General features: G+C 58.9%; 24 protein-coding genes and 1 pseudogene. 13 read left to right on the plus strand and 12 right to left on the minus strand.

Annotation, left to right across the window (positions count from 1 at the left end; all coding sequences use genetic code 11):
- Positions 1-95 precede the first annotated feature (95 nt).
- Positions 96-317 (minus strand): recombinase family protein, encoded by a 222-nt coding sequence (locus NKJ12_RS15800; protein ID WP_502905715.1) that lies wholly within the window; start codon positions 315-317, stop codon positions 96-98.
- 439 nt (positions 318-756) lie between these two features.
- On the minus strand, positions 757-2,805 hold the full coding sequence (locus tag NKJ12_RS15805; RefSeq protein ID WP_502905710.1) for a heavy metal translocating P-type ATPase: 2,049 nt from the start codon (positions 2,803-2,805) through the stop codon (positions 757-759).
- A gap of 102 nt (positions 2,806-2,907) precedes the next feature.
- Between NKJ12_RS15805 and NKJ12_RS15815 the strand changes: the two are divergent.
- Positions 2,908-3,030: pseudogene (locus NKJ12_RS15815) on the plus strand (metallophosphoesterase); the annotation flags it as partial.
- Between the two features lie 38 nt (positions 3,031-3,068).
- Here the strand turns inward: NKJ12_RS15815 and NKJ12_RS15820 are convergent.
- Positions 3,069-4,007: a LysR substrate-binding domain-containing protein gene (locus NKJ12_RS15820; RefSeq protein ID WP_352703689.1), complete on the minus strand. Its 939-nt coding sequence runs from the start codon at positions 4,005-4,007 to the stop codon at positions 3,069-3,071.
- Positions 4,008-4,108: 101 nt separating this feature from the next.
- Between NKJ12_RS15820 and metC the strand changes: the two genes are divergently transcribed.
- Genes metC through NKJ12_RS15845 form a run of 5 tightly spaced genes read left to right on the plus strand, consistent with a single transcriptional unit; the run spans position 4,109 to position 9,437 of the window.
- Positions 4,109-5,314 carry a cystathionine beta-lyase gene (gene metC / locus NKJ12_RS15825; RefSeq protein WP_352703691.1) on the plus strand — a complete coding sequence of 402 codons (1,206 nt, stop codon included), beginning with the start codon at positions 4,109-4,111 and terminating at the stop codon, positions 5,312-5,314.
- A gap of 28 nt (positions 5,315-5,342) precedes the next feature.
- The gene (locus tag NKJ12_RS15830) at positions 5,343-6,374 is read left to right on the plus strand and encodes a transporter substrate-binding domain-containing protein (protein WP_352703693.1); all 1,032 of its coding nucleotides are present in this window, start codon (positions 5,343-5,345) and stop codon (positions 6,372-6,374) included.
- A gap of 40 nt (positions 6,375-6,414) precedes the next feature.
- Positions 6,415-7,530: an amino acid ABC transporter permease gene (locus NKJ12_RS15835; protein ID WP_352703695.1), complete on the plus strand. Its 1,116-nt coding sequence runs from the start codon at positions 6,415-6,417 to the stop codon at positions 7,528-7,530.
- Between the two features lie 2 nt (positions 7,531-7,532).
- Positions 7,533-8,639: an amino acid ABC transporter permease gene (locus NKJ12_RS15840; protein WP_352703697.1), complete on the plus strand. Its 1,107-nt coding sequence runs from the start codon at positions 7,533-7,535 to the stop codon at positions 8,637-8,639.
- Positions 8,640-8,648: 9 nt separating this feature from the next.
- Complete coding sequence (locus tag NKJ12_RS15845; protein ID WP_352703700.1) at positions 8,649-9,437, plus strand: amino acid ABC transporter ATP-binding protein; 789 nt, start codon at positions 8,649-8,651, stop codon at positions 9,435-9,437.
- A 225-nt stretch (positions 9,438-9,662) separates the two neighbouring features.
- On the opposite strand, the gene NKJ12_RS32270 is transcribed toward NKJ12_RS15845, so the two are convergent.
- On the minus strand, positions 9,663-9,803 hold the full coding sequence (locus NKJ12_RS32270) for an ATP-binding cassette domain-containing protein (protein ID WP_502905711.1): 141 nt from the start codon (positions 9,801-9,803) through the stop codon (positions 9,663-9,665).
- 268 nt (positions 9,804-10,071) lie between these two features.
- Between NKJ12_RS32270 and NKJ12_RS15855 the strand changes: the two genes are divergently transcribed.
- The gene (locus NKJ12_RS15855; RefSeq protein WP_352703702.1) at positions 10,072-10,599 is read left to right on the plus strand and encodes a hypothetical protein; all 528 of its coding nucleotides are present in this window, start codon (positions 10,072-10,074) and stop codon (positions 10,597-10,599) included.
- On the opposite strand, the gene NKJ12_RS15860 is transcribed toward NKJ12_RS15855, so the two are convergent.
- Positions 10,600-11,187, minus strand: coding sequence for a TetR/AcrR family transcriptional regulator (locus tag NKJ12_RS15860; protein WP_352703704.1), 588 nt, complete (start codon positions 11,185-11,187; stop codon positions 10,600-10,602).
- 206 nt (positions 11,188-11,393) lie between these two features.
- On the opposite strand from NKJ12_RS15860, the gene NKJ12_RS15865 reads away from it, so the two are divergent.
- The 3 genes from NKJ12_RS15865 to NKJ12_RS15875 all read left to right on the plus strand — a co-directional run bounded on the left by NKJ12_RS15865 (position 11,394) and on the right by NKJ12_RS15875 (position 13,728).
- Complete coding sequence (locus NKJ12_RS15865) at positions 11,394-12,218, plus strand: class I SAM-dependent methyltransferase (protein WP_352703707.1); 825 nt, start codon at positions 11,394-11,396, stop codon at positions 12,216-12,218.
- 145 nt (positions 12,219-12,363) lie between these two features.
- Positions 12,364-12,993: a DUF1007 family protein gene (locus tag NKJ12_RS15870; protein WP_352704058.1), complete on the plus strand. Its 630-nt coding sequence runs from the start codon at positions 12,364-12,366 to the stop codon at positions 12,991-12,993.
- Positions 12,994-13,011: 18 nt separating this feature from the next.
- Positions 13,012-13,728 carry a HoxN/HupN/NixA family nickel/cobalt transporter gene (locus NKJ12_RS15875; protein ID WP_352703709.1) on the plus strand — a complete coding sequence of 239 codons (717 nt, stop codon included), beginning with the start codon at positions 13,012-13,014 and terminating at the stop codon, positions 13,726-13,728.
- Between the two features lie 107 nt (positions 13,729-13,835).
- Here NKJ12_RS15875 and NKJ12_RS15880 read toward each other — a convergent pair whose 3' ends face one another.
- Together NKJ12_RS15880 and NKJ12_RS15885 are read right to left on the minus strand one after the other, a co-directional pair.
- A complete protein-coding gene (locus NKJ12_RS15880; RefSeq protein ID WP_352703711.1) occupies positions 13,836-14,693 on the minus strand; it encodes a DUF1259 domain-containing protein in 858 nt (285 codons plus the stop codon).
- 127 nt (positions 14,694-14,820) lie between these two features.
- On the minus strand, positions 14,821-16,101 hold the full coding sequence (locus NKJ12_RS15885; RefSeq protein ID WP_352703713.1) for a cytochrome b: 1,281 nt from the start codon (positions 16,099-16,101) through the stop codon (positions 14,821-14,823).
- Positions 16,102-16,399: 298 nt separating this feature from the next.
- On the opposite strand from NKJ12_RS15885, the gene NKJ12_RS15890 reads away from it, so the two are divergent.
- Entirely contained in the window at positions 16,400-16,702 is a 303-nt protein-coding gene (locus NKJ12_RS15890) for a hypothetical protein (RefSeq protein ID WP_352703715.1), read from the plus strand.
- A 35-nt stretch (positions 16,703-16,737) separates the two neighbouring features.
- Here NKJ12_RS15890 and NKJ12_RS15895 read toward each other — a convergent pair whose 3' ends face one another.
- From NKJ12_RS15895 to NKJ12_RS15915, 5 genes are all read right to left on the minus strand, one after another.
- Positions 16,738-18,108, minus strand: coding sequence for an ATP-binding protein (locus tag NKJ12_RS15895; RefSeq protein ID WP_352703718.1), 1,371 nt, complete (start codon positions 18,106-18,108; stop codon positions 16,738-16,740).
- A gap of 47 nt (positions 18,109-18,155) precedes the next feature.
- Positions 18,156-18,833, minus strand: coding sequence for a response regulator (locus NKJ12_RS15900; protein ID WP_352703720.1), 678 nt, complete (start codon positions 18,831-18,833; stop codon positions 18,156-18,158).
- 125 nt (positions 18,834-18,958) lie between these two features.
- Positions 18,959-19,426, minus strand: coding sequence for a chromate resistance protein ChrB domain-containing protein (locus tag NKJ12_RS15905; protein WP_352703722.1), 468 nt, complete (start codon positions 19,424-19,426; stop codon positions 18,959-18,961).
- Positions 19,423-19,848 carry a YncE family protein gene (locus tag NKJ12_RS15910; protein WP_352703724.1) on the minus strand — a complete coding sequence of 142 codons (426 nt, stop codon included), beginning with the start codon at positions 19,846-19,848 and terminating at the stop codon, positions 19,423-19,425. The genes NKJ12_RS15905 and NKJ12_RS15910 overlap by 4 nt, the downstream gene beginning before the upstream one ends.
- A gap of 39 nt (positions 19,849-19,887) precedes the next feature.
- Positions 19,888-20,484, minus strand: a complete 597-nt coding sequence (locus NKJ12_RS15915; protein WP_352704060.1) for a superoxide dismutase — start codon at positions 20,482-20,484, stop codon at positions 19,888-19,890.
- A 286-nt stretch (positions 20,485-20,770) separates the two neighbouring features.
- Between NKJ12_RS15915 and NKJ12_RS15920 the strand changes: the two genes are divergently transcribed.
- Both NKJ12_RS15920 and chrA read left to right on the plus strand, forming a co-directional pair.
- Entirely contained in the window at positions 20,771-21,748 is a 978-nt protein-coding gene (locus tag NKJ12_RS15920) for a chromate resistance protein ChrB domain-containing protein (RefSeq protein ID WP_352703726.1), read from the plus strand.
- Positions 21,749-21,765: 17 nt separating this feature from the next.
- On the plus strand, positions 21,766-23,181 hold the full coding sequence (gene chrA, locus NKJ12_RS15925) for a chromate efflux transporter (RefSeq protein ID WP_352704062.1): 1,416 nt from the start codon (positions 21,766-21,768) through the stop codon (positions 23,179-23,181).
- Positions 23,182-23,192: the final 11 nt, after the last annotated feature.

Consider the following 23,192-nt stretch of genomic DNA (forward strand, 5'->3'; position numbering starts at 1 on the left):
CCTAACAGCCAGATCGACGATCTCCTGCCCTGGGCCTACATCGACAAGCTCGAGCTCAAGGCCGTGGCCTGAGAACAGCGCTTACTTCGATTGCCTCAGTCAGTGAGCAGAACCTGGCGCCGGCGGCCTTCGATCTTCTCGAGGATAAGGAGCATGTCCTTGAGTGAACGCGTCAGTCGGTCGAGTTTCCAGACAACCACGATGTCGCCTTCGTCTAGCTCGCCAAGAAGCCGATGGAGCTCGGGTCGGTCCCCTCCAGATGCTCGCTCCTCCGCGAGCCGCTTGCAGCCGGCGGCTTTGAGAGCACGCAGCTGCAGGCCAGATCCTGATTATCAGTTTTAGAAACACGAGCGCAGCCGACAGGCATTTGCACCCGAGGCTGCTTTGGCACCGCAGAGAGGCCTACGCGCTTCTTAGGAATCCCTACTTGGCCTACTCCGTCATCAGGGGATCAGATGGGTCGCTCGTCACGAAACCGACGACCAAAGGATCGAAGAAATCGCTGGCTTGCCAAGCGCAGCGCGATATTTGGTGTAACCATGAATTGCATGGACAGGCGGCTGGTACGGTGTGGCAGCCGTGATCGTGATATTGCTTGTGATCGGGTATGCGGCTGGGTGGTTTGGCGGCAACCGCCACCAGCGCCCCAGAAGTAAGCGTGCTCTGGTTGCGGGTTGCCCGGTTTCGTGGGCCATGCGAATTGGACGCATTTGTCGTCCAAAGAACTGCAAGCGCCTTAGGCTCCAAAGAGATGCGCTAAACATCTTGGATTCGAACGCGCAGCAGTTTTGCCGAATTCAGGAACACCAGGACATCTGGCCCCAAGTGCAAAATCGCTGCCTGGATAGGACCGATCCAGCCCATCAGCGCTGCGGTAATGCCTAAAACGTGCACAACACCGACACCGACGAAGATATTTTCCTGAATTGTCCGGTAAGCGCGTCGCGCAATCGCGCGGGCGCTGACAATTCTTGCCAGATCATCCTTCATCAATGCGATGTCGGCGGCTTCCAGCGCTGCCTGCGTGCCGCCGCCGCCCATCGCAATGCCGACATCGGCGCGTGCCAGCGCCGGCGCGTCGTTGATCCCGTCGCCGACCATCGCTACGCGATGGCCCTGCTTTTGCAGTTCGGCGATGGCGGCGACCTTGTCCTGCGGCATCAGATTGGCACGCACTTCATCCACGCCGAGCTCCTTGGCGATGGTCCGCGCTGTGGCCTCATTGTCACCCGTCACCATCACCATGCGCTTGACCCCGGTTGCACGGAGCTTTGCCAGCGCTTCGCGCGCACCTGGTCGCAATGTGTCGGCAATAAAAATCACGCCCGCGAATTTCCCATCGACCGCGACGTGAACCGGCGTCTGTCCGCCCTTTTCGATCGCATCGGAAAGCGGCACGCCGGCCTCGCGCAGCAACGATGCATTCCCGACCAGCACGGTGCGTCCGGAGACCGTCGCCTTCACACCGCGCGCCTGCAACTGCTCGTACTGCTCCGGTTCCGGGACATCGATTTTCATCCGCGCGGCATAATTGACGACCGCCTTCGCCAAGGGGTGAGCCGAGCGCCGATCGGCGGCGGCGGCAAGGCCGATCAGATCAGCTTCCGAAAGCGTGCCGTCCTGCATCTCCACGCCGACAACCTCGGGCTTGTTTGCCGTCAGGGTGCCTGTCTTGTCGAACACCAGGACGTCGACCTTGGCCAAAGACTCCAGATAGACGCCGCCCTTGACCAGAATTCCACTGCGTGCGGCTCGCGCAATGGCTGCGATAATCACCAGAGGGGTCGCCAATCCGAGTTCGGCAGGCGATGTGAAAATCAGCAGAGTGACGATCATCCGAACGTCGCGTGTATAAAGATAAACCGCGACGAGGAAGATCAGCACGACCGGGATCAGCCATGACGCAACCTTATCCGCCAGTTTCTGGACGGGCGCCTGTTCTGCTTCGGCATTCTCGACCAGACTGATAATGCGGGCAAAGGTTGTATCGGCACCAACCTTCTCGGTCTCGATGTCGAGGGCTCCGGATTCGACGATGGTTCCGGCAAAGACATCGGCGCCATCGCTCTTGTCCTTCGGAATGCTTTCTCCTGTGATCGATGCTTCGTTGACCGAAGCCGCTCCACCGACGACGGTGCCATCGACCGGGATCTTCTCGCCGGCCCGCACCAAGACAACGTTGCCTGCGCGCAGATTCTCGATCGGGACCTTGCGTTCGCCACCTGCGTCCCGCACAAGCGCCACTTGGGGCACCGAGCCGATCAAGTCTTTGATTGAGGCTCGCGCACGATCCATATTCAGATCGGCGATGAACTCCGCGATCAGAATGATCACCATGAGGACCGCGCCGGCGACGGTCTCGCCTCCGATCAGAGCCACCACCGTGGCGATGGTGACGAATATTTCGGTACCGATCTTGTGCTCTTTTGCGAGGTCAACGACGCCGGTCTTGACGAGCGGATACAAGCCGATGGCAACGGCCACCCACAAGGCTTGAATGGGAATCAGCTGTTGCCAGTACAGAAAGGCCATCAGGCCGGTAAATATAATGCGCGCGACTTCGGTCCAACGTTCGCGCGTCATCAGCGATCGCCAACCCGATGGAACCGCCTTAGGCGCCGGCTCAACGCTTTCGGTGCCTGCTATCTCGGATTCCATTGGCTCGCTATCTCGGATTGCGGTTTTGGCTTGAAGCGTGAGCGCATCAGGCCCCCGCGGCGGATAGTCCTGTCCAGCCATGGTATCCGACATAGAGGCCGACGGCGATGAGAAATAGGGCGCCCAGCGCGCGATGTCGAGAACCACGACCAACGCCTGGTCGCGTGCCGGACGCTCAGGGCAGCGGCGGCCCCGACCGTGACGAGAGTGATCGCAAGGCCGATCGAGAAGCACAGCACCAGGGAGTGCATGATCGGGGCGGGCACCGGTGTGCTCTGGACCCTTTCGGGCGGTGTCCCGACATCGCTCAGCCTGCTCGGTGAAGCGAAGGCCGCCGAGGCCGCAGCCTCCGGCTTCACCTTCCTGCAGATACGCGCTGTATGTAAACTGATTTGATTTACGACTGACGTTTACTTACGCTTTAGAAATCCGTCCGGGTTGTATCTCGTGCATTGTTGAAGAAGGCTATCGCGCTCTTGAACCAAATCCGCGGAGAATTCGTCAACGAGTCTAGATCTTGCCCTTTGTGGCGGCAGGATCTGCAAAGTGACGAAATTGACGGTGGGAACCAATGGGCGGGCAACGAGCCCAGCTTTTTCATAGCCCTCGGAGACATAGCTGAGGACGTTGGCGACGCCTACACCAGCTCCTTCGATCGCAAGCTGGCAAACTGTGGCAGAGAACTGCGTCTCCACGATCATGCGCGGCGAGACACCCGCGACAACCAGATGATGGTCGAGCTGTTTGCGAGCAGTATCCTCAGGTGCGAGACAAATCAGGCGTTCCTGCTGGAGATCATGTGGACTGACGAAGCGGTTGCGCTCCAGAGCATGGCCTTGGCGAAACACGCACACGCCGTAACTTTCGATGAAGGGCTCGGCAACCAGATTGGTTGTGTCGATTTCATTCGCACAAAGCCCGAAGTCGAACAGACCACTTGTCACCAGATCGCGTACGGCTGACGAACTGGCGATCTCAAATGTTATCGGTACATCAGGACGGCGCTTCAGATATTTCGCGATTACGCGCGGCATGAAGCTCAAGCCCAAAGCGGCCGAACTCGCCACCTTGAGCGAACCGGTTCCCACTTCGCGAATACGCGCGGCCGCCTGCCGCAATCGATCGAGGCCCGCGTGGGCTGCCTGAACCTCGCGGTAAAGAAGGAGGGCTTCAGGCGTTGCCGTGAGCCGCGGGCCAGACCGTTCGAACAATTTGAGTTTGGTCGTGTCCTCGAGCCTTCTTAACCCTCGACTGACCCCAGGTTGCGAGATTCCCAACAGGGCAGCGGCCCTTGTGGTCGAGCCTGTCTTCATGACGGCGCTGAAGATCTCGATCAGAGCAAGATTCATGCAAGGCCATTATAACCGAAATGGATAATTCGGTGATCACTATGCATTTGTGATGCGATTGTTACAAGTCTACTCTTTGAGCGCGACGAGGGATTTCCGGAATGCACGACGATACAAGATGCCTAGAGACAGACGATGCCATTGCGGCATCCCGCTTTCAAAGCCTGTCCTTTCCCGTTTGCCGCGGGTCCACCGTCGTGTTTCCGACAGTGGAAGCCTATCAACGCCGCCGCGAGAATTTTTACGATGGCTATTCCTACGGGCTATACGGCACCCCGACATCAAGGGCTCTCGAAGCCCGGATCGCTTCACTTGAAAACGGGACCAAGACTCTGGTCGTTCCGTCGGGTCTTGCCGCAATTGTGCTGACAATTCTTGCTGTCGCAAAAGCAGGCGATCAGGTGCTGATCCCGGACAGCGTATATGACCCTGTCAGGACCCTGTCGGATAACTTTCTATCATTTCTCGGAATTCAGGCCAGGTATTATGACCCGTTGATCGGTGGCGGTATTGCCGCGCTCCTAAATGATCGAGTCAAGCTGGTCCTGGTTGAATCTCCTGGTTCGGCGACAATGGAAATCCAGGACATGGCGGCAATTGCAACGGCCGCGCAGGCACACGGTGCGCTCGTAGCGGTCGACAATACATGGGCCACTCCGCTTCGGTTCAAGCCTCTCGAAAAGAACACAGACTTCTCCATCAGCGCGATATCGAAGTATTTCGCGGGCCACTCCGACGTGCTTATGGGTTCAGTCACTGTTCGCGATGAAGCCTTCTACCGGCGCCTTCGAGACGTATCGCGCTATCTTGGCTATGGCGTTTCACCGGAAGATTGCGCGCTCGTCTTGCGTGGTATCGAGACCCTTCCCGTTCGACTCGATCGGGCAGAAGAGAACGCCTTGATGATTGCAAAATGGTTTGAAGGGCGCCCGGAGGTCGTCAAGGTTCTTCACCCGGCCCTTCCTTCCCATCCTGGACACGCGATCTGGCAACGCGATTTCTCGGGATCATCGGGCTTGTTTTCCGTGATTTTGCAGCCTTGGACGCGCCCTCAACTTGCGTCGGCGATCGAGGCACTGGAGTTGTTTTGCATAGGGGCCAGTTGGGGCGGCACGAAAAGCATCGTTGCTGTGATGGATCCGCCTCCGGTTCGCACATCGACAAGAGCCGTCGAGCAAGGCCCTCTTGTGCGCTTCAGCGTCGGCCTGGAGCACGTCGATGACCTCCTTCTTGATCTGGAAAAGGCATTTCGGATGCTGGAACCGAAGGCGGAACATTTCGAACCGCCAGTACGGCTTGGAATCTAACTATCGAACCAAGAAAGGGGAACAAGACATGCAATTCAGGACATTCAAATCGGCGGCAGTTGGCCTCGGCATCGCCGCCTCGGCCCTGCTTGGAACGCCGGCGGACGCACAGAGCGTCGTCAACAAGATCAAGGAGCGCGGCTATGTGAGTTGTGGCGCGAGTCAAGGCGTGCCAGGCCTCTCGCGGCCGGATGAGAAAGGCTACTACCGCGGCTTTGACTCGGACATTTGTCGCACCTTTGCCGTCGCCATTTTGGGTGACAAGGACAAGATCCGTTTTGTGCCGCTCAACGCAGGCCAGCGGTTCTCGGCACTGCAGACAGGTGAAATCGATATCCTTTCCCGTACTTCGACCTTGACCTTCACGCGCGACACGGTCGTTCGCTTCGTGTGGCTCACTCTGTACGACGTCGACGGCCTTCTGGTCCGCAAAGCCGACAATATCACCGATCCAAAACAGCTGGACGGCAGGACGGTGTGCTTGCAGGGCGGCGGCAGCCTTACCGAAAAGGCAATCCAGGAGACCGAGGCCGAGTACAACATAGCGATGGAAAAAGTTTACTTTGACTCCACGATCCAGGCTCGGGATGCTTTCTTCGGTGGGCGGTGCGACAGCTATGTCACGGATGGGACCGCCGCTGCCGGACAACGCGCCACTGTCGCCAAAAATCCGGATGATTACGTGATCATCAGGGTCGGAAATACCGTCGAGCCGAACGGAGTTGCCATCGCGCGCGGCGACGATCAACTGTTCGACATCGTTCGCTGGACGGTCAACGCCTTGGTTTGGGCCGAGGCCAACGGGATCGACTCAAAAAACATCGACGAAAAACTCAAGACGGGAAGCGATGAGGTGAAACGTGTCCTGGGCGAGGAGCCTGGATTCGGCAAGCCGGTCGGGCTCGATGACAAGTGGGTCTACAACGTTATCAAGCAGATGGGCAACTATTCGGAAATCTGGGACAACAACCTCGGCAAGAACAGCCCCCTGAAGGTTGAACGCGGTATGAACGCCCTCGCCAAGGATGGCGGCTTGAACTACCCGCTACCGTGGGATTGACCGCGGTAACTATACGAGATCACAAGATAAGGAGAGCCTGATGCTCAACGACGCGAAAGCTCGATCGATCGCTATCCAAGGCGCTTTGGTGTTCGCGCTCGTCGGGTTTGCGACTCTTCTCGTTACCACGACGATCGCCAATCTGGAGGCCCGCGGCATTCCGATTGGGTTCGACTTCCTTACCGTCCCGTCAAGGCTCGTGATTTCCGAATCCATCCTGCCATATGTGCCGCGTGACCCTTACTACTGGGCGATCGTTGTCGGGATAGCGAATACAATCCTGATCTCGACATTGGTCATCGTCTTTTCGTCGATCATAGGTTTGATCCTAGGAATTGCGCGGTTAAGCAGTAATCCGCTTGCTTCAGGGACGTGCAAGGTGTGGGTCGAAGTAGCGCGCAACACGCCTCCCATTGTCCTGCTCATCTTTCTCTATTCCCTATGGTGGAAGGTCCTTCCGCCGATCGCTCAAGCCGCCAATCTTGCGCCTGGCGTTTATGTCTCAATGCGCGGCTTGGTGATGCCGGCAGTCACCATCAGCCTGCAATCAATCGAATGGGGTCTTGTCGGACTTGTTGGCCTGCTGATCGGCGCGCGCCTGTTGCGTGCGTTCGTTGTGCGAAGGCTATCGTTTTTGGTGCTTGCACTGTTGAGCGCATCGGCACTCGGCCTGTGGGCGGCCGGTGCATCGATCCAAATCGATTGGCCCGTCTTTGCAGGTTTTGGTTTCCGGGGTGGAATTGCGCTGACGCCGGAACTCAGCACGATCCTCATCGGTTTGACGATCTACACCAGTGGGTTCGTTGCCGAAATCGTTCGAGGCGGCGTATTGGCCATCGGCAAAGGTCAATGGGATGCCGGCCGCTCGCTCGGTCTATCCCAAACGCGGATATTGCGACTGATCATTATCCCGCAGACGCTGCGGATAGTCGTGCCTCCGCTAAACAGCCAGTATATCAACGTCGTCAAGAACTCGACGCTGGCGATCGCGGTAGGGTATCCGGATTTCCTGGCAGTCATGAACACCACCATAAGCAAGTCGAGCCATGCGATCGAGGGACTGTTCATCATTCTAGGTGTCTACCTCGCGTTGAACTTGACCTTGTCAGCGATAGCAAATTGGTACAACCGCCGTATCGCGATAGTGGAGCGATAATCATGAAGCCACTGTCTGTGGAGCTTGATGAACAGCCAATAATGCTTTCATTTTCGGTGAGAGCGGTGGTCAACAAAGTTCGTGAAACGCTCAAACTTCTCTTTGGCTCACCCCTCAATGCAATGCTCACCATAGTTTTTGGCGCTGGCTTGCTCGCGACGGTGCCTGCCATGCTGCGCTGGTTGATTTTGGATGCGGTCCTGTTCGACCCCGATCCCGATGCCTGCCGGGCGGCGTCGGGCGCCTGCTGGAGTTTTATCTATGCAAAATCCGGTCAACTGCTTTTCGGAATCTATCCTTTTGACGGGCGCTGGCGTCCAGCTCTGGTTTGTGTGTTGATCATAGGACTCCTCGGCTGGTCGGTTCGGCCAGCGAGTTGGAAACCGGTTCTGTTGGCGCTCTGGATTGTCGCCCTGATGCTGGTTGGGTGGCTGATGGGTGGCGGATTCGGACTGGCGAGTGTTCCCACATCGTCCTGGGGCGGACTTCCAGTGACACTGATCCTAACCGTCGTGGCCATCGGCGTAGCGTTTCCGGCTGGCATATTGCTGGCACTTGGACGCCGCTCGAGGACGATGCCTGCCATGCGAATTTTCACAGTGGCTTTCATTGAAGGAATTCGCGGGCTGCCGTTATTGTCTATCCTGTACGTCGCCTCGATCATGCTGCCTCTGTTTTTGCCGGACTATCTCCTTCCCGACAAGTTCGTGCGGGCGTTGATTGCCTTGACGCTGTTTGCTTCTGCCTACTTGGCCGAGGTGATACGCGGTGGACTGCAAGCCGTTCCAGCTGGGCAGTATGAAGCAGCCGAGGCTCTCGGCCTGTCCTTCTGGCAGATACAACGACTGGTGATCTTGCCGCAAGCAATTCAGGTCGCGATCCCTGCTTTGGCAAATACCATCATCGTGATGATCAAGAACACCAGCCTGGTGCTTGTGGTTGGGCTGTTTGATCTCATCAGTTCGGGTAAGGCGGCGTTGGCCGACCCCGCCTGGCCTTCTCCAGCGGCCGAAACGTTCCTGTTTATTGGCGCGATTTTCTTCGCGCTTTCGTTTTCCTTCGCCCGGTTTTCCGATTTCCTGGAACGGCGTGGCCGGGTCTCTTTTTGAGAGGGGTACATGACAATAACCATCGCGAGCAATTCCAGTCGTCGGTCTGTATCTCGAAACGATGAAGTCGCTGTCGAGTTGGCGGGAATACAGAAATGGTATGGCGAGTTCCATGTGCTGAAGGACATCAATCTGAAAGTGATGCGCGGCGAGCGCATCGTCATCTGCGGCCCTTCGGGCTCCGGCAAATCGACGGTGATCCGCTGCATCAACCGTCTGGAAGAGCACCAGAAGGGCAAGATCATCGTCGACGGCAAGGAATTGACCAACGATCTCAAGAAGATCGACGAGGTGCGCCGCGAGGTCGGCATGGTGTTCCAGCACTTCAACCTGTTCCCGCATCTGACCATCCTGGAGAACTGCACGCTGGCGCCGATCTGGGTGCGCAAGACACCGAAGAAGCAGGCCGAGGAAATCGCCATGCATTTCCTCAAGCGCGTGAAAATCCCGGAACAGGCCAACAAATATCCCGGCCAGCTGTCCGGCGGCCAGCAGCAGCGCGTGGCCATCGCCCGCTCGCTGTGTATGAACCCGCGCATCATGCTGTTCGATGAGCCGACCTCGGCGCTCGATCCGGAAATGATCAAGGAAGTGCTGGAGACGATGGTTGGGCTGGCCGAGGAAGGCATGACCATGCTGTGCGTCACCCATGAGATGGGCTTTGCCCGCAAGGTCGCCAACCGCGTGATCTTCATGGATCAGGGCCAGATCGTCGAGCAGAACACGCCGGCCGAATTCTTCGACCACCCGCGCCACGAGCGCACAAAGCTGTTCCTGTCGCAGATTGAGGCTCGATAACTGAAAGGCGCTTGCAGGAGCAGGCACTGCAAGATTATCATCTAACGCATCTGAGGAGGTTCTTGGATGAAACTATGATTGCTAGGCTTCGGATATCGAGCCGCACCTTAAGCTTGATCAGGTCGAGGTGTTATGCGCCACCTCGGTGATGTCCTTTGCATCATGTCCGGTCTCGCGCAGCGCGACTTCGACATTTTGCAGCGCGGTCAGCCATGGCAGCAAGGTCTAGGACTGGAAGACGACGCCACAGTCGCGGCCCGGCCCATTGATCGGACTGCCATCGACCAGCATTTCGCCCTCATCGTAGTCCTGCAGCCCGGCGATGATTGACAGCAGCGTGCTCTTGCCGCAGCCCGATGCGCCCACCAGTTAGACGAACTCGTTGTCGCCGACTTCGAGATTGATGGCCGCTGCTGATCGCTGGCGCCTTGAAGATTGTCCACGACATCCTTCCGCTTGCGCCAGAGGAACGACGAGAGGGTCCGTAGCAGCCCGCGGCATGCCCGAGCCAACGTGAAGCAACGTGCCCCGCTTCATTCTGCAGGTCGATGCCCTGGCGATCGCTTGACCAACGTGCCAATGGCTCCATCTTAATCGTACCGGTACTCGCTCCTCAGCGCGAGGTGTAACTGATATGTCGACAGCCCTTTTCGCTTTTGCGCTCGCAGGCGTCTGCCTGATATCGACACCGGTGTATGCCGACAATGTCGATCTGGGGCTAGAAGCTTTTCACGAAACCTGTCTTGCCCATGGCCCCGACTTCGAGCGAACCGCCGCTGTGGCGAAGACGCGGGGGTGGACACCGCTATCCGGTGACGCAGCGCTTGCTCCAGTCGATGACGTGGATGCCTTTCAGGGGTGGGCGGTGACTGGCAACGATCTACCTGCCGGAACCATAATCGCGGTGACCAAAGCCACCTTGAACGGCAAGGCCGTGCAGACCTGTTCCATCAGACTGTTCGACGTCGACCGCGCGACATTCGAGCAACGCTTCTTCGCCCGGACAGACGCCGAAAAGATCGGCGAGGACCGGGCCGGGACTCATCTCTCCAAACTCTACATATTGATTGCCGGCAATCGAAAACAGCTCGTCCATTTGACATCGCCGGTCGACATGGGGCGATCGGATTCGATCATTGCAAGCTCGATAGCCGACGATTAGTCAGGCTCCGATGCCTTTTCCCGCCATCCTCTGGAACAGGTCGTCTGCTTGTGCCGGTGAAAGGTTCATGTCGGTGGCGACCCACCAGGCGAGCACCGCAAGAAATGCGCCGGCTATGAACTGAATGGCGAATTCGGCAGGCATGCCGCGATCGCCGATCCGTTTCTCGACGAGTTCTTCCCGGACGGCTCGCCGGATACGCTCACGCAATTCGTCGTGGATCGTATCGCCGCTGCTTGCAAGCAATGCGTGGTGAAGCGGTCGGAATGCATGGGCGTGCTCGAACATGGGCAGGCTGAACTCGAACAGGCGGCTACCTGTCGCTTGACTTGCCACCTCGCGCCTGCGGCCGATCGACCGCAGATGCGCCTCGATGGTTGCGCTGCGCAGAGCATCCTTGTCGGCATAGTGGGTATAGAAGGTCGACCTGCCGATATTGGCCCTCTGGCAAATGTCATCGACGGTGATGGCAGCGTATCCTTGCTCCGGAATCAGGGCGATGAGCGCGTCCTGCAGCAGGCCGCGCGTCCGCGCGACGCGTCGATCGATCGTGTTCCGCTCGCCCGCACGTTCGATTTTCATGGCCATGGCTCTCTGCAGTGCCCGGTTTCGGACATTCGGCGGTCCGATGTCCGACAACAGCATTTCCAGACATTGTGTCCATTATGATACGCCAAGTCCAGGAGCTCAAATCGGGTTTGGGCACGCCGCAATGAAGCAGAAGGTCGCCAGACATGCACTCATCTGATCATCACGCCGGTAACGGATCGCATTCGCGCAAGAGGATGATAGCGTTGGCCCTGTTTGCCAAGCTGTCGCTGGTCGCCGGCTTCCTCGTCCTCGCCAAATTGGGCATGGGCTATATTCAGGCCGGCGCCTGGACGGCGGCATTCCATGGCCTCGTCCTCGCGGTGATCGCGGTATTTGCGCTGTGGGGCGGCCTGCGTCACAAGGGCCTCGTCGGCAACGGCGCGCAGAGCGCGAGCGACAGGGGCATCGGCATTGTCCTGCACCGGGCGGCGGCCTATGACTTGCTCGCGCGCGTTCTGACCTTTGGCCGCGAGGGCCGCTTTCGCGAGCTCATGCTTCGCCCGGCAAAACTCCAGCCCGGCGAAGCGATGCTCGATGTCGCCTGCGGGACGGGAACCCTTGCCATTGCCGCGAAGCGGCTGGTCGGTTCGGATGGGAGCGTCACCGGCGTCGATGCGTCGGCCGAAATGATCGAGAGGGCGCGCGCCAAGGCCGAGCGGTCCGGTCTCGATCTGACTTTCGTCAACGGGACGGCGCAGGAGCTTCCCTTCAAAGACGCGCAATTGGACATCGTTGTCGGCACGCTGATGCTGCATCACCTGTCGAAGCCCGTTCGATCGGCCTTCGTCCGCGAGGCGGCACGCGTCTTGAAGCCAGCGGGCCGGCTGTTGCTCATCGATTTCGGCAGGCCGGTGCGCAAATCCAGATTGCCCAAGCTTCACAAGCATGGCCATGTCGATCTGCATTCGGTCGCCTCGCTATTGACCGAGAGCGGATTCCAGGTCAGCGATATCGGCGCCATAGGTACCAAGAACCTGAGCTATATTCGCGCGACGACGAACAAGGACCAGCCAGGCCAGGCGTCGTGATGACGCTCAGGCGCTAGTTGCATGGCGACCCTGTTCTGAAGAATTGGCGTTTGAATGTCCCATTTCGGCCTGCTTGCAATGGCAGGTGTCCTGCCTGATGCGGAATCGACGAGTGAAATGTGAGCGAAAAATGCGACTGACTGGCATGATATCAGGCGCGGCGTTGTTGCTCGCTTCCGCCGCGGCGGCGAACGCCCATCCGCATGTGTTTGCCGAAGCGAAGCTGGACCTGACCGTCGGTCCAGACAGGACGGTCAAGTCGCTTCGACACTCCTGGCGTTTCGACGACCTCTTTTCCAGCACCGTGCTGATGGAATTCGACAAGAATTCCGACCTTGTCCTGGATGCCAAGGAACTCGATGAAGTCGCTCTCACCGTCCATGCGTCGCTGGCCGAGTACAACTACTTTCAGATGGTGACCTTGAACGGCAAGGACGTGGCTATGGCGCCACCGCCGAAATTCAGCGTCAGCTATGAAAACGATCAGCTCGTGGTCCAGTTCGAAACGCAGCCGAAGGACCTGTTGGCCCTTGCTGGAAAAGTCAGCATCGGCGTCTACGATCCGACTTTCTACACCGCGATCGATTTTACCGACGACAACAAGATTGTGGTGGCTGGCCTGCCTGAAGGCTGCTCACGCGCGGTCGTGCGTCCAGATCCGGACACGGCCATCGCGCAGAACCAGAAGAGCCTGACAGACGCGTTCTTCAGTGATCCGACGGGGACCGATCTCGGCAAGATTTTCGCGACGCGCCTTGAATTGACGTGCGGCTGAAGCGGAGCCATTTCGATCGTGTTTTTCCAGACCCTTGTTGAATTCCAACGCACAATCTACCTGGCGCTGGCCGAGCAGATCAAACTGCTTTCGGCCGGTGGCGGCTGGTTGGCCTTCACGGCCTTTCTGCCGATGGGCGTTCTGTTCGGTGCGGCACATGCCCTGACGCCGGGCCATAGCAAAGCCGTGCTGGCCACTTATCTGGCCGGATCGGATGCAAGCGTCCCTCGTGGGCTTCTGGTATCGCTGACACTTTCCTTCACGCACGTGACGATCGCGGTGCTGATCGCGGCGCTCTCGTTGCCGTTGGTATCGATTGCCCTGGGCAGTGTTGGCCGTGCGCCTCTACTGGAAGACGTCAGCCGCGGGTTGCTTGGCCTGATTGGTGTCTGGATGCTCTGGCGCGCTCTGAGCCACGGTCATCACCACAAGCATGAAGGTGAGGCGGTGGGTGTGATGGCCGGCTTGATCCCATGCCCGCTGACACTTTTCGTGATGACCTTCGCAATAGCCAGAGGCGTTCCGCTCGCCGGCATCCTGTTTGCAATTACCATGATGGCCGGCGTGGCGCTGACCCTGTCCTGCGTGGCGGTGTTGTCGATCCTGTTTCGGGAGCGGCTGGTGCATTTCTTCGACAGCCGGCCACGCCTGTTTGATATCATATCGCGGGCTATCGAAGGCATCGCAGGCTTTGTTCTAGCCGGCGTTGCTGTCTGGCAGATCTCATCGAACTGATGGCTCGAGCGATCGGCAAGGCCTTAACGGTGAGTGGCAGGTGGGCCAACCCACCGATTAAGCTCACATGTCAGGCGGAGCGACGTTGACGCTCGAACGGGACCAACCTAGCTCTTTTTGACCGCGACATTATCGAGTGCAGCGCGCAAGCCTTTTGCAAGCTTCTGCGCGTCGTCATTCGCCCAGAAATGCATGAAGAAGAGCCGCGGCTGCTCATCGAGCATGTGGCTATGCAGCGCCGTGATCTCGATGCCGTTGTCTTGCAGGGCTTTGATGACTGGATTGACCTCCTTTGCCGTCAGCACGAAATCACCGGTGATCGCCGCCTTGCCGCCGCCAGTCGACTGGAAATTGATTGCTATTGCCGAGCCCATGGACGCCGGCACTTCCATTCCATTTTCCTCGACCGGCTCAGCGCGCGGAATCGTGAACTGGTAGACCGCGCCATTGGCCTTACCTGTATAACCAATGGTTTGGTCGACCCCTGCCGCATCGAATTCGATCTGCGGCTGTGCGGCACCGGACGCGGCATTCTCCATCGGTGTCTTGCTCAGCGCCAACCCGGCATGTAGCGCTGTGGCGAGCGTGGCCGGGTCGCCCTGGCCGAAGACGTGCATGTAGAGTGTCATTGGCTCCGCGCGCAGCAAATGGTTGTGCAACGCAGTGATCTCGATCCCACCTTCTTGAAGCTTCTTCATGACCGGGTTCACCTCGTCCTGCGTCAGAACGATGTCACCCATGACCATGGCCTGGTTCCCCATTGGTTCGAACGCTATCCAGCCGCCGAGGGCAAATCCTGGCTTCAGCGATACGCCATCGAGCGAAACTTTCAGGTCGGTTCGTGGCAAGCCAACTCTATAGACGCCGTCGGACAGCGTGGTTCCTCCCTTGCCAAGCGCCTTTCCGACTTGGCTCCAATCGGGATTGGCGGCGAACGAGGGGGTGACGAGAGTTGCGGCAGCCATAAGAACTGCCAGGCGGGTAGGTAGTGTCATAGCGGTATTCCTCTTTTCTTCAGTGCCAATTGATCAGTCGGCCGTGATCTTCGGCATTTGGGTTGGTTTCGCCGTCGGTACGCGACGGCTGGATTGGTTACGGCGCATCTGCCATCACCTGCGCTGCGGCAGGATGCGCGCCGCCCTTCGGCAGGACTGCCGAGACGATACTGGTCGGGAGCGGTAGCGGCCGCTCGAAAATGCCGAGGAGCGGCATCACGACCAGGAAATGGAAGAAGTAATAGAACGTGCCGACGCGGCCGATGAGAACGAAAAGTCCCTCCGGCTTGTTGGCCCCGACCCAGCCCAAAACGATGACGTCGATGACCAGGAGCCAGAAGATCCATTTGTAGATTGGCCGGAAGCGAGCACTGCGGACGTTCGATGTATCCAGCCAGGGCAGAATGAAGAGGACAGCCACGGCCGAGAACATGGCGATGACGCCGGCAAGCTTGTTCGGGATCGAGCGCAAGATTGCGTAGAACGGCAGGAAATACCATTGCGGCACGACCTCGGCAGGCGTTCGCAGTGGATTGGCCGAGATGAAGGCGTCGGCGGAATTCAGATAGTTCGGCAGGTAAAAAACGAAGAAGGCGAACACCATCAGGAAAGCCGCTAACCCGAGCAGGTCCTTGACCGTGTAGTAGGGGTGGAAGGGGATGCTGTCTCCCGGTCCGTTGCGGTCGATGCCGAGCGGATTGTTGGAACCGTGCCGATGCAACGCGACGAGATGCAGCATTACGACGCCGACGATGACGAACGGCAGGAGGTAGTGCAGAGCATAGAAGCGCTGCAGCGTCGGATTGTCGACGGAAAACCCACCCCAAAGCCACGTGACGATGCTCTCTCCAACTACCGGAATTGCGGAGAACAGGTTGGTGATCACCGTAGCGCCCCAAAACCCCATCTGGCTCCATGGCAGGACATAGCCAAAGAACGCGGTCGCCATCATCAGCAGCAGGATGACGACTCCGAGCATCCACAACAGCTCGCGCGGTGCCTTGTACGAACCATAATAGAGGCCGCGAAAAATATGGATGTAGGTCGCGATGAAGAAGAACGATGCGCCATTCAGGTGGATATAGCGGATCATCCATCCGTAATTTACATCGCGCATGATGTGCTCGACGGAGCCGAAGGCGAGCTTCGAATCCGCTGTGTAGTGCATTGCGAGCACCACGCCGGTGAAGATCATGACGACCAGCATGAACCCGGCCAACGAGCCGAAATTCCACAAATAGTTCAGGTTCCTCGGCGTCGGATAGTCCCTCAGATCATGGTCAATGAAGGTGAAGATTGGCAAGCGATGGTCTATCCATCGCGCGATCCGACTGCCCCTCTCACGGCCTCCTGCATGATCATTCGCCGAGCCAGCCATCCCGTGCCCTTTGTGCCAAAAACCGTTGCGCCGGCGCTGGAAGCCCAGCGTGCGAGGCAGCGATCTTGGGCGCTCTCTTTTAAGGCAGTTTTAAGTGTGTCGGGAACCCAAGGTGCCGAACGCGCCGCCCACCTTCCGACACCGTCAACGCGACCTTTGCGTGTCCTCATCGCAAATGGCCGTCAGGAGCTTCCTTGACGATGTCGGGGATATCTCGGGGAAAGTGCGGGTTAATTCTGCCTTAAAATTCGGATGTTCGATTATGAGCGTGGAAGTTACTCGATAATGGAGAAAATCAATGAACCGACTATTTGTATGGCTCCTTGGCGCGGGTCTGCTTTTCGGAGCGACCGGAGCGGTAGTTGCAACGGTTGTGCAAAGCGGCGGCCCCGCTTTCATCGCTGACGGAAAGCCTATGACCGAAGATCAGGTCCGACAAAAAATGCAGTCGGATGGTTATGCGGACGTACAGATCGTCCGCCAGGGCAAGTATCTCGATGTGAGCGGATCCAAAGACGGGAAAAACGCTAAGCTAGTCGTTGATTCGCAAACCGGAAACGTCAGTGGTGGCGCCGATGACGGTGACGACGACGGCGATTGAGAGGTGAGCGACGTACCCTGCGAAACCTGCACGTCCTAAAAGTGTAACGGGTCCGGCTTTTCGCTCGGACCCGTTGCGTTATCCGGATCAAGTGACACGAAACAGAGTGTAAAGGTGGCGCCGCCGTAGGGATTGTCGTCGACGAGGATGCCACCACCATGTGCATTCATGATCTCCGCCACGATCGCCAATCCAAGACCGGCTCCCTGGGAGGCGGCGCTGCTGCCGCGCCAGAAACGCCGGAAAACCCGATGTCGATCCTCGACGAGAATGCCGGGGCCTTGATCCGCAACACTGACGCTTCCATCAGGATAAGTGCTGACTGTCACCTCGGTTTTGGGAGCCGTGTGGTGGACGGCATTTTCGGCAAGGTTCCTGATCGCGTCGCCTATGGCATTTACATTTCCTTTCACTCGCACGGCCTTGACGTGGCCATTGAAGGCGATCATCCGATCTTGGGCCAAGACCCAGGGTGCCATGCTTTCGACAACGCTCGCTGCAATGGCGTTTAGGTCCACGGTATCCGAAGTGTCCAGTTCGATCGCGTCCAATCTGGCAACGCTGAGAAGCTGCTCGATGAGCCTGTTCATGCGCGCCACGTCGGTCTTGAATTTGGTCAGATCCCCGACGTCCTCCATGGTGTCGAGTGCGGCGGTAATGATTGCAAGTGGGGTTCGCAGTTCGTGGGCGGCATTGGCAGTGAACTGACGTTGAACCTCAAAGCCGCGCTCCAACCGATCCAGCGCGCGGTTGATCGCCGCGACAAGAGGGGCAATTTCGGTTGGAAGATGCTCGTCCGATAACCGGACGCCGGTTGCATTCGGGCCGATGGCCGCTGCCATTTCCGAAACTTCGCGGACAGGCTTCAAGACGCTGCGGATCGCAAGGATTCCGATTGCCAGCGTTATCAATACCAGAAGCGGGATGACCCAAGCGATATCGAGGACGAAATCTCGCAAAACGGAGCGGATCAGCGCATCAGCGTCAGCGGCCCGCGCCACGGAAATTGAAAGCGGACCAGCGACACTGTCCAGCTTTATGCTCAAACCATAATAATCTTCAGATCCGCTGCCAAAACGCTCGAGACGGAAATAATCAGGGTCGTCCGTCGCGGCTGGCCATCCTTCCACCAGCGCACCGAAGCTTGTCGGTGAGGCGGCGATAATCCGATTTTTGGGCCCGCGGATCGCGTAGATGTCGGCACCGGATGCCGCTTGATAGGCGGACTGCAGCGTCGGCGGCAAATTGAGCCGGGCAAACCCTCCGGCGTCCATGGAGATAGACCGAGCAAGGTCCGTCGCGCGAAGACTCAGTTCCCGATCGTTGAGCGTGCCGGCAGTGTCATATGCCCGATAGACCAATACGCCGACGATAATCACGGTCGCTGTTACATAAACAACAGCCAACCGCGTCACCAGGCGTAGCTGGAGAGAGTGGCGGTAGCGACCTCGAATCATGTCCTGGTTTCGGTGAGAAGGTAACCGACCCCTCTCACTGTGTGGATCTCCGCCGTAGCTCCCGCTTCCGTCAATTTGCGACGCAGATGGTGGACGTGAACTGGAATGGCATTGGACTCAAGTTCATCATCCATGCCGTAGAGCTTGTCCTCAAGCACCGTCCTTGGAACGACGCGGTCGAGCCGGCGCATCAGATGCTCCAAGATCGAGCATTCACGCCGCGGGAGCGGCAAGGGGACGTCATCGACGCGTATGTCTCGACCAATTGTGTCGAGCGCAATGTTCCCCGCGTTGAGCGTAGCCCCGAGGGCACCTCCGGGGCGCCGTAGCATCGCTTTGGTGCGAGCAATCAGTTCGGACATCGCGAATGGCTTGATGACATAGTCGTCGGCGCCTGTATCGAGACCGAGGACGCGATCCTCAACTGCATCGCGCGCTGTCAGTACGAGCATTGGGACCAGATTGCCGCCCGATCTCAATCTCTTGACCACCTCGAGGCCGTCACCGTCGGGGAGTCCTAGATCGAGAATTGCCGCATCATATGGAATGACGGAAAGAGCTTCTTCAGCGTCTTCACAGCAAGCAACCGCATCCACAACGAACCCAGCTCGTGCAAGGGCAAGGCGGAGAAGTTCCGTAAGACGGATCTCGTCTTCGACGATCAGCAGACGCATGTCTCATTCGCCATTCTGCGCCACTTCCACCCTGACAGTCGCCTTGGAAGCGAGGCCTGCACCGGACGCAAGCCATGGATTGAGGGCGGCGCCATAGAGGATTTCAGGTAGACACAAGGCAACTATCAAGCCGCCGGCTTCGAGGCAGGCGGCCAGCTGTGCGTCTCTGCCTTGCGGCGCGAGGCCCAGGCATAGAGCGCGTCGTAAATGATGAAGCCGTGCCTCAACACCTCGTGGTCGTCAGGCGTCACATCCCGCAGACCCATGGAGATCGCCAGCAGCCCCGCCGACTGTGGCGTGAGATCGTGCCGATCCGTGTCGGCGCCGCGCACGATCGCGGCAATGGTCACGATCGCCGGATCGCGTTCGAGGCCGTATTTCGAGACGAAGGTGTCGAAACTGCAGCCGTCGCCGACATGCGTGAATTCGACGCCGGGCACGTCGTAGGGTGTCGCACCCGTTTCCTGGGCAACGCGGACCACCTGATCAGGCACCACGAACAGGAACTCAGGTTCCTTGTCGATGAAGCGTGCAATCAGCCAGGGGCAGGCAATGCGGTCGATGACCGGACGTTCGCGGGTAACCCATTTCATGACGCTATCCTTTCTTCGCTTATCATCAGGGGGACGGTTGGCGCGCCGATCGCATGCCAGGCGGCGATGCCGTCGCCCGGCACGCTGGCATAGACCTTGTGCAACTCCGGAACGGCAAGCACGCCGGTGACCTGGGGATACCCGTCCAGCTCTGTGAGCAGCTTGTTGGTGCTGGTGTCGAATACCAATAATTTGCCGATGCTCATGCCGGAGATGAACAAACGGCCGGTGCCGGGGTCGAGGGTTTGAAAATCGAAGCGGTCGATCTTCGGCCCGAGCGGCACATCGCGCTCCAGCGCGACGAACTGGTCCGCGGGAGGAGGAGGGGCCGCGAGCGTCGGCACGGAAGCCATGCCTCCGCCCGCGACTTCCAATCCAGCAAGCAGGGCGCGCCACACGCGCGCCGTCTTCAAACGCATCATGAATGACATGCCTTCCGTGTTTCGCGCCCTCGCTGAAAGTCACCCTTCGCGACTGTAGCCCTCAAAGAGCTTCGCTGCATTCTCCCACCGGATCGCTTCCATGTAGACGTCGACATAGGAGGCGGCCTTGGCGCCGTAATCCATATGATAGGCGTGCTCATACATGTCGAGGACAAGTACGGGCCGCCCCCCCGCCAAGGTCGTCGTATGATCGGCGGCCCACTGGTTGACCAGTCGCTTGTCGCGCGGCGAATAGGCGAGGATTACCCAGCCCGACCCACCGCCCTCGGCTTTGCCCATAGCCGCGAATTCCGTTCGCCACTGGTCCACGCTACCAAAGTCCTTCGTGATCGCGTCCGCCAGAGCCCCCTTCGGCGCACCGCCGCCACCGAGACCTTGGAAATACGCTTCATGCAGGATCATCGAGTTCGTGGCGATTAGCTCTTCCCGTTTCAAGCCGTTGATCATGAAGACGGGCGCCTTGGCGAAATCTAGTTCCGCCAATTGCGTGCCGATCGCATTGAGCCGCTTTACAGCGCCGACGTAGTTGTTCTCGTAATGGCTCACCAGCACCTTCTCGGATATGCCCTTGATGTCCTTGGGGTCGAACGGGAGCGGTTTAATCTCGTAGTTCATGGGCTTGAGCCTCGAAGTGGAAGATGCTTGAGCCAGAGCTGGGCTCTCAATCAGCGTCGCCGTCGCGGCAGCGCCAGCAATGAGTCCGGCATTCCGCATGAAGTCGCGTCGTCTTATTCCGTCGGTCATATGCTTACTCTCTATGGTGATGTGTAGAATCAAGCCGCACCAAAATGGGCGGCCGGCGGTTTGGGGCACGGCTCTTCCCGTGAGGAAACGAACGCTATGCCTGAATAAAAAATGATACAAGTGTTGCATTTAGCTTTGTCCGTGATACGGTTCACTTATGAGTGAGGGGCAATCGCAGGAGCAGCGCTGGCTGCTCCTGATCCATCAACTGCCGAGCAAACCCGCCTACTTCCGGGTGAAGATCTGGCGACGGTTGCAAGGCATCGGCGCGGTCGCAGTCAAAAGCACCGTCTACGCCCTGCCGGCCAATGCCGAGATGCAGGAGGATTTCGAATGGCTTCTCAAGGAGATCGTCGCTGGCGGCGGCGAAGCCATGATGTGCGAGGCGCGCCTCGTCGATGGTTTGTCCGACGGCCAGGTCCGCGCGCTCTTCGACGCAGCCCGTGACGTCGATTACGCGGAGATCGTCGAGGAAGCGCGCGCTCTGGCCGCAGCAATCAAGACCGACGCGACAGCGGATAAATATGCGGAAGCGCGTCCGCAACTCGGCCGCTTGCGCAAGCGGCTCGCCGAGGTCGTCACGATCGACTTCTTCGGCGCCAACGGTCGCCTCGCCAGCGAGGGACTGATCGCCGAGCTCGAGGCACAGCTTATAGAGGACAAGGCCATGATCAAGGAACCGAAGAAGGCGGCCGAGCCGAGCGAGCTCAAGCGCCGGACCTGGGTCACGCGCCGGGATGTGTACGTCGACCGGATCGCCTGCAGCTGGCTGATCCGCCGCTTCATCGACCCGGATGCGGTCATTCGCTTCGTGGCGGGCAAGGGATACGTGCCGAACGAGGGGGAATTGCGCTTCGACATGTTTGAGGGCGAAATCACCCATGAGGGTGACCGTTGCAGCTTTGAGGTGCTGCTTACCCGGGCCGGAATGAACGATCCGGCACTCCAGGCCATCGCCGAAATCGTCCATGACATCGACCTCAAGGATGGCAAGTTCGGCCGCGAGGAGGCAACGGGCATTGCCAGCCTGATCGCCGGCATCGCCATGGCGAACGAGAGCGACGAGCAACGGATCACACAGGGCGCTCCTGTCTTCGACAACCTCTATCAGTATTTCCGCAAGAAACGCGGATGACCGTCAGGACCCAAGCAATGGCCAATCTAGCGCAGCCCATCGCGACCCAGCCGCCGTCGGCCGACACTCACGACCATGGCGTTTCGTTCTCTGCCGCCATGCGCGTATGGGCTCGCGTGGCAATGCTCAGTTTCGGCGGCCCGGCCGGCCAGATCGCCATGATGCATCGGATCATTGTCGAGGAAAAGCGCTGGATCGGCGAGACCAGATTCCTGCACGCGCTGAACTACTGCACCCTGCTGCCCGGTCCGGAGGCGCAGCAATTGGCCATCTATATCGGCTGGCTCATGCACAAGACCAAAGGCGGCCTCGTCGCGGGAATCTTGTTCGTGCTGCCAGGCGCGATCGCCATCATGGTCCTGAGCTGGATCTACGCGATTTTCGGCAATGTCGGCGCCGTCCAGGCGCTCTTCTTCGGCCTGAAGGCGGCGGTCTTGGCCATCGTGCTCGAAGCGGTTCTGCGGATCGGCAGGCGGGCGCTCAGGAACAACGTGATGGTAGGCCTCGCTGCAGCAGCCTTCATTGCCTTGTTCTTCTTCCAGGCTCCGTTCCCGCTGGTCATCCTGGTCGCGGCTGTGATCGGTTACGTCGGGGGCCGGGCAGGCTGGGCTGCATTCCAGCCAGGCAATGGACATGGCAAGCTAGGCGGCACCCAGGTCAATGATGCCGACTCGATCCTTGGCGAGGGCGTGCCGGCTCATGCACGGCCATCCGCCCGGTGGTGGTTCGAGGTCGCCGGGGTGGGATTGCTGCTGTGGTTGGTCCCGGTCCTTGGGCTGCTTGTATTCCTTGGGCAAGGCAACGTCTTCACCGACATCGCGATCTTCTTTTCCAAGATGGCAGTGGTCACCTTTGGCGGCGCCTATGCAGTGCTTGCCTATGTCGCCCAGCAAGGCGTTGACCATTATGGCTGGCTCAAGCCAGGCGAGATGCTGGACGGCCTAGGCATGGCCGAAACGACACCCGGTCCGCTGATCATGGTCACCCAGTTTGTCGGCTTCATGGGAGCCTACCGCGCGCCGGGCGTGCTTAACGCGTTGGTCGCCGGAACGCTCGGCGGCCTTCTGACGACGTGGGTGACCTTCGTTCCGTGCTTCCTCTGGATATTTCTCGGCGCGCCATACATAGAGACGATGCGCAGCAACAAGGCCTTGTCAGCAGCGCTGTCGACCATCACGGCAGCGGTGGTTGGGGTGATCTTGAATCTCGCGGTGTGGTTCGCACTTCATGTCTTGTTCCGCGATTTGCATCAAGTTGACCTGCTCGGCATGAGGCTCGACGTACCAGTCCTCGGTTCCATCAACATTCCGTCGCTGTTGCTGACCCTCGGTGCGATGCTTGCAGTGTTTCGCTTCAAGGTCGGCGTGATCCCGGTGCTCGCCGCATGTTCGATATTGGGCGTGCTTTATGGCGTTGCGGCGGGTTCGATCTAGGCCAATCGTTC

Origin of the sequence: Mesorhizobium sp. M0195 (genome assembly GCF_040322115.1) — a bacterium.
Taxonomy (GTDB): domain Bacteria; phylum Pseudomonadota; class Alphaproteobacteria; order Rhizobiales; family Rhizobiaceae; genus Mesorhizobium.

Coding starts and splice junctions, on each gene's coding strand:
- NKJ12_RS15820 (WP_352703689.1), bottom strand. CDS start 4,007: ATGAATCTTGCTCTGATCGAGATCTTCAGCGCCGTCATGAAGACAGGC.
- metC (WP_352703691.1), top strand. CDS start 4,109: ATGCACGACGATACAAGATGCCTAGAGACAGACGATGCCATTGCGGCA.
- NKJ12_RS15830 (WP_352703693.1), top strand. CDS start 5,343: ATGCAATTCAGGACATTCAAATCGGCGGCAGTTGGCCTCGGCATCGCC.
- NKJ12_RS15835 (WP_352703695.1), top strand. CDS start 6,415: ATGCTCAACGACGCGAAAGCTCGATCGATCGCTATCCAAGGCGCTTTG.
- NKJ12_RS15840 (WP_352703697.1), top strand. CDS start 7,533: ATGAAGCCACTGTCTGTGGAGCTTGATGAACAGCCAATAATGCTTTCA.
- NKJ12_RS15845 (WP_352703700.1), top strand. CDS start 8,649: ATGACAATAACCATCGCGAGCAATTCCAGTCGTCGGTCTGTATCTCGA.
- NKJ12_RS15855 (WP_352703702.1), top strand. CDS start 10,072: ATGTCGACAGCCCTTTTCGCTTTTGCGCTCGCAGGCGTCTGCCTGATA.
- NKJ12_RS15860 (WP_352703704.1), bottom strand. CDS start 11,187: ATGGCCATGAAAATCGAACGTGCGGGCGAGCGGAACACGATCGATCGA.
- NKJ12_RS15870 (WP_352704058.1), top strand. CDS start 12,364: ATGATATCAGGCGCGGCGTTGTTGCTCGCTTCCGCCGCGGCGGCGAAC.
- NKJ12_RS15880 (WP_352703711.1), bottom strand. CDS start 14,693: ATGGCTGCCGCAACTCTCGTCACCCCCTCGTTCGCCGCCAATCCCGAT.
- NKJ12_RS15885 (WP_352703713.1), bottom strand. CDS start 16,101: ATGGCTGGCTCGGCGAATGATCATGCAGGAGGCCGTGAGAGGGGCAGT.
- NKJ12_RS15890 (WP_352703715.1), top strand. CDS start 16,400: ATGAACCGACTATTTGTATGGCTCCTTGGCGCGGGTCTGCTTTTCGGA.
- NKJ12_RS15900 (WP_352703720.1), bottom strand. CDS start 18,833: ATGCGTCTGCTGATCGTCGAAGACGAGATCCGTCTTACGGAACTTCTC.
- NKJ12_RS15905 (WP_352703722.1), bottom strand. CDS start 19,426: ATGAAATGGGTTACCCGCGAACGTCCGGTCATCGACCGCATTGCCTGC.
- NKJ12_RS15910 (WP_352703724.1), bottom strand. CDS start 19,848: ATGATGCGTTTGAAGACGGCGCGCGTGTGGCGCGCCCTGCTTGCTGGA.
- NKJ12_RS15915 (WP_352704060.1), bottom strand. CDS start 20,484: ATGAACTACGAGATTAAACCGCTCCCGTTCGACCCCAAGGACATCAAG.
- NKJ12_RS15920 (WP_352703726.1), top strand. CDS start 20,771: ATGAGTGAGGGGCAATCGCAGGAGCAGCGCTGGCTGCTCCTGATCCAT.
- chrA (WP_352704062.1), top strand. CDS start 21,766: ATGGCCAATCTAGCGCAGCCCATCGCGACCCAGCCGCCGTCGGCCGAC.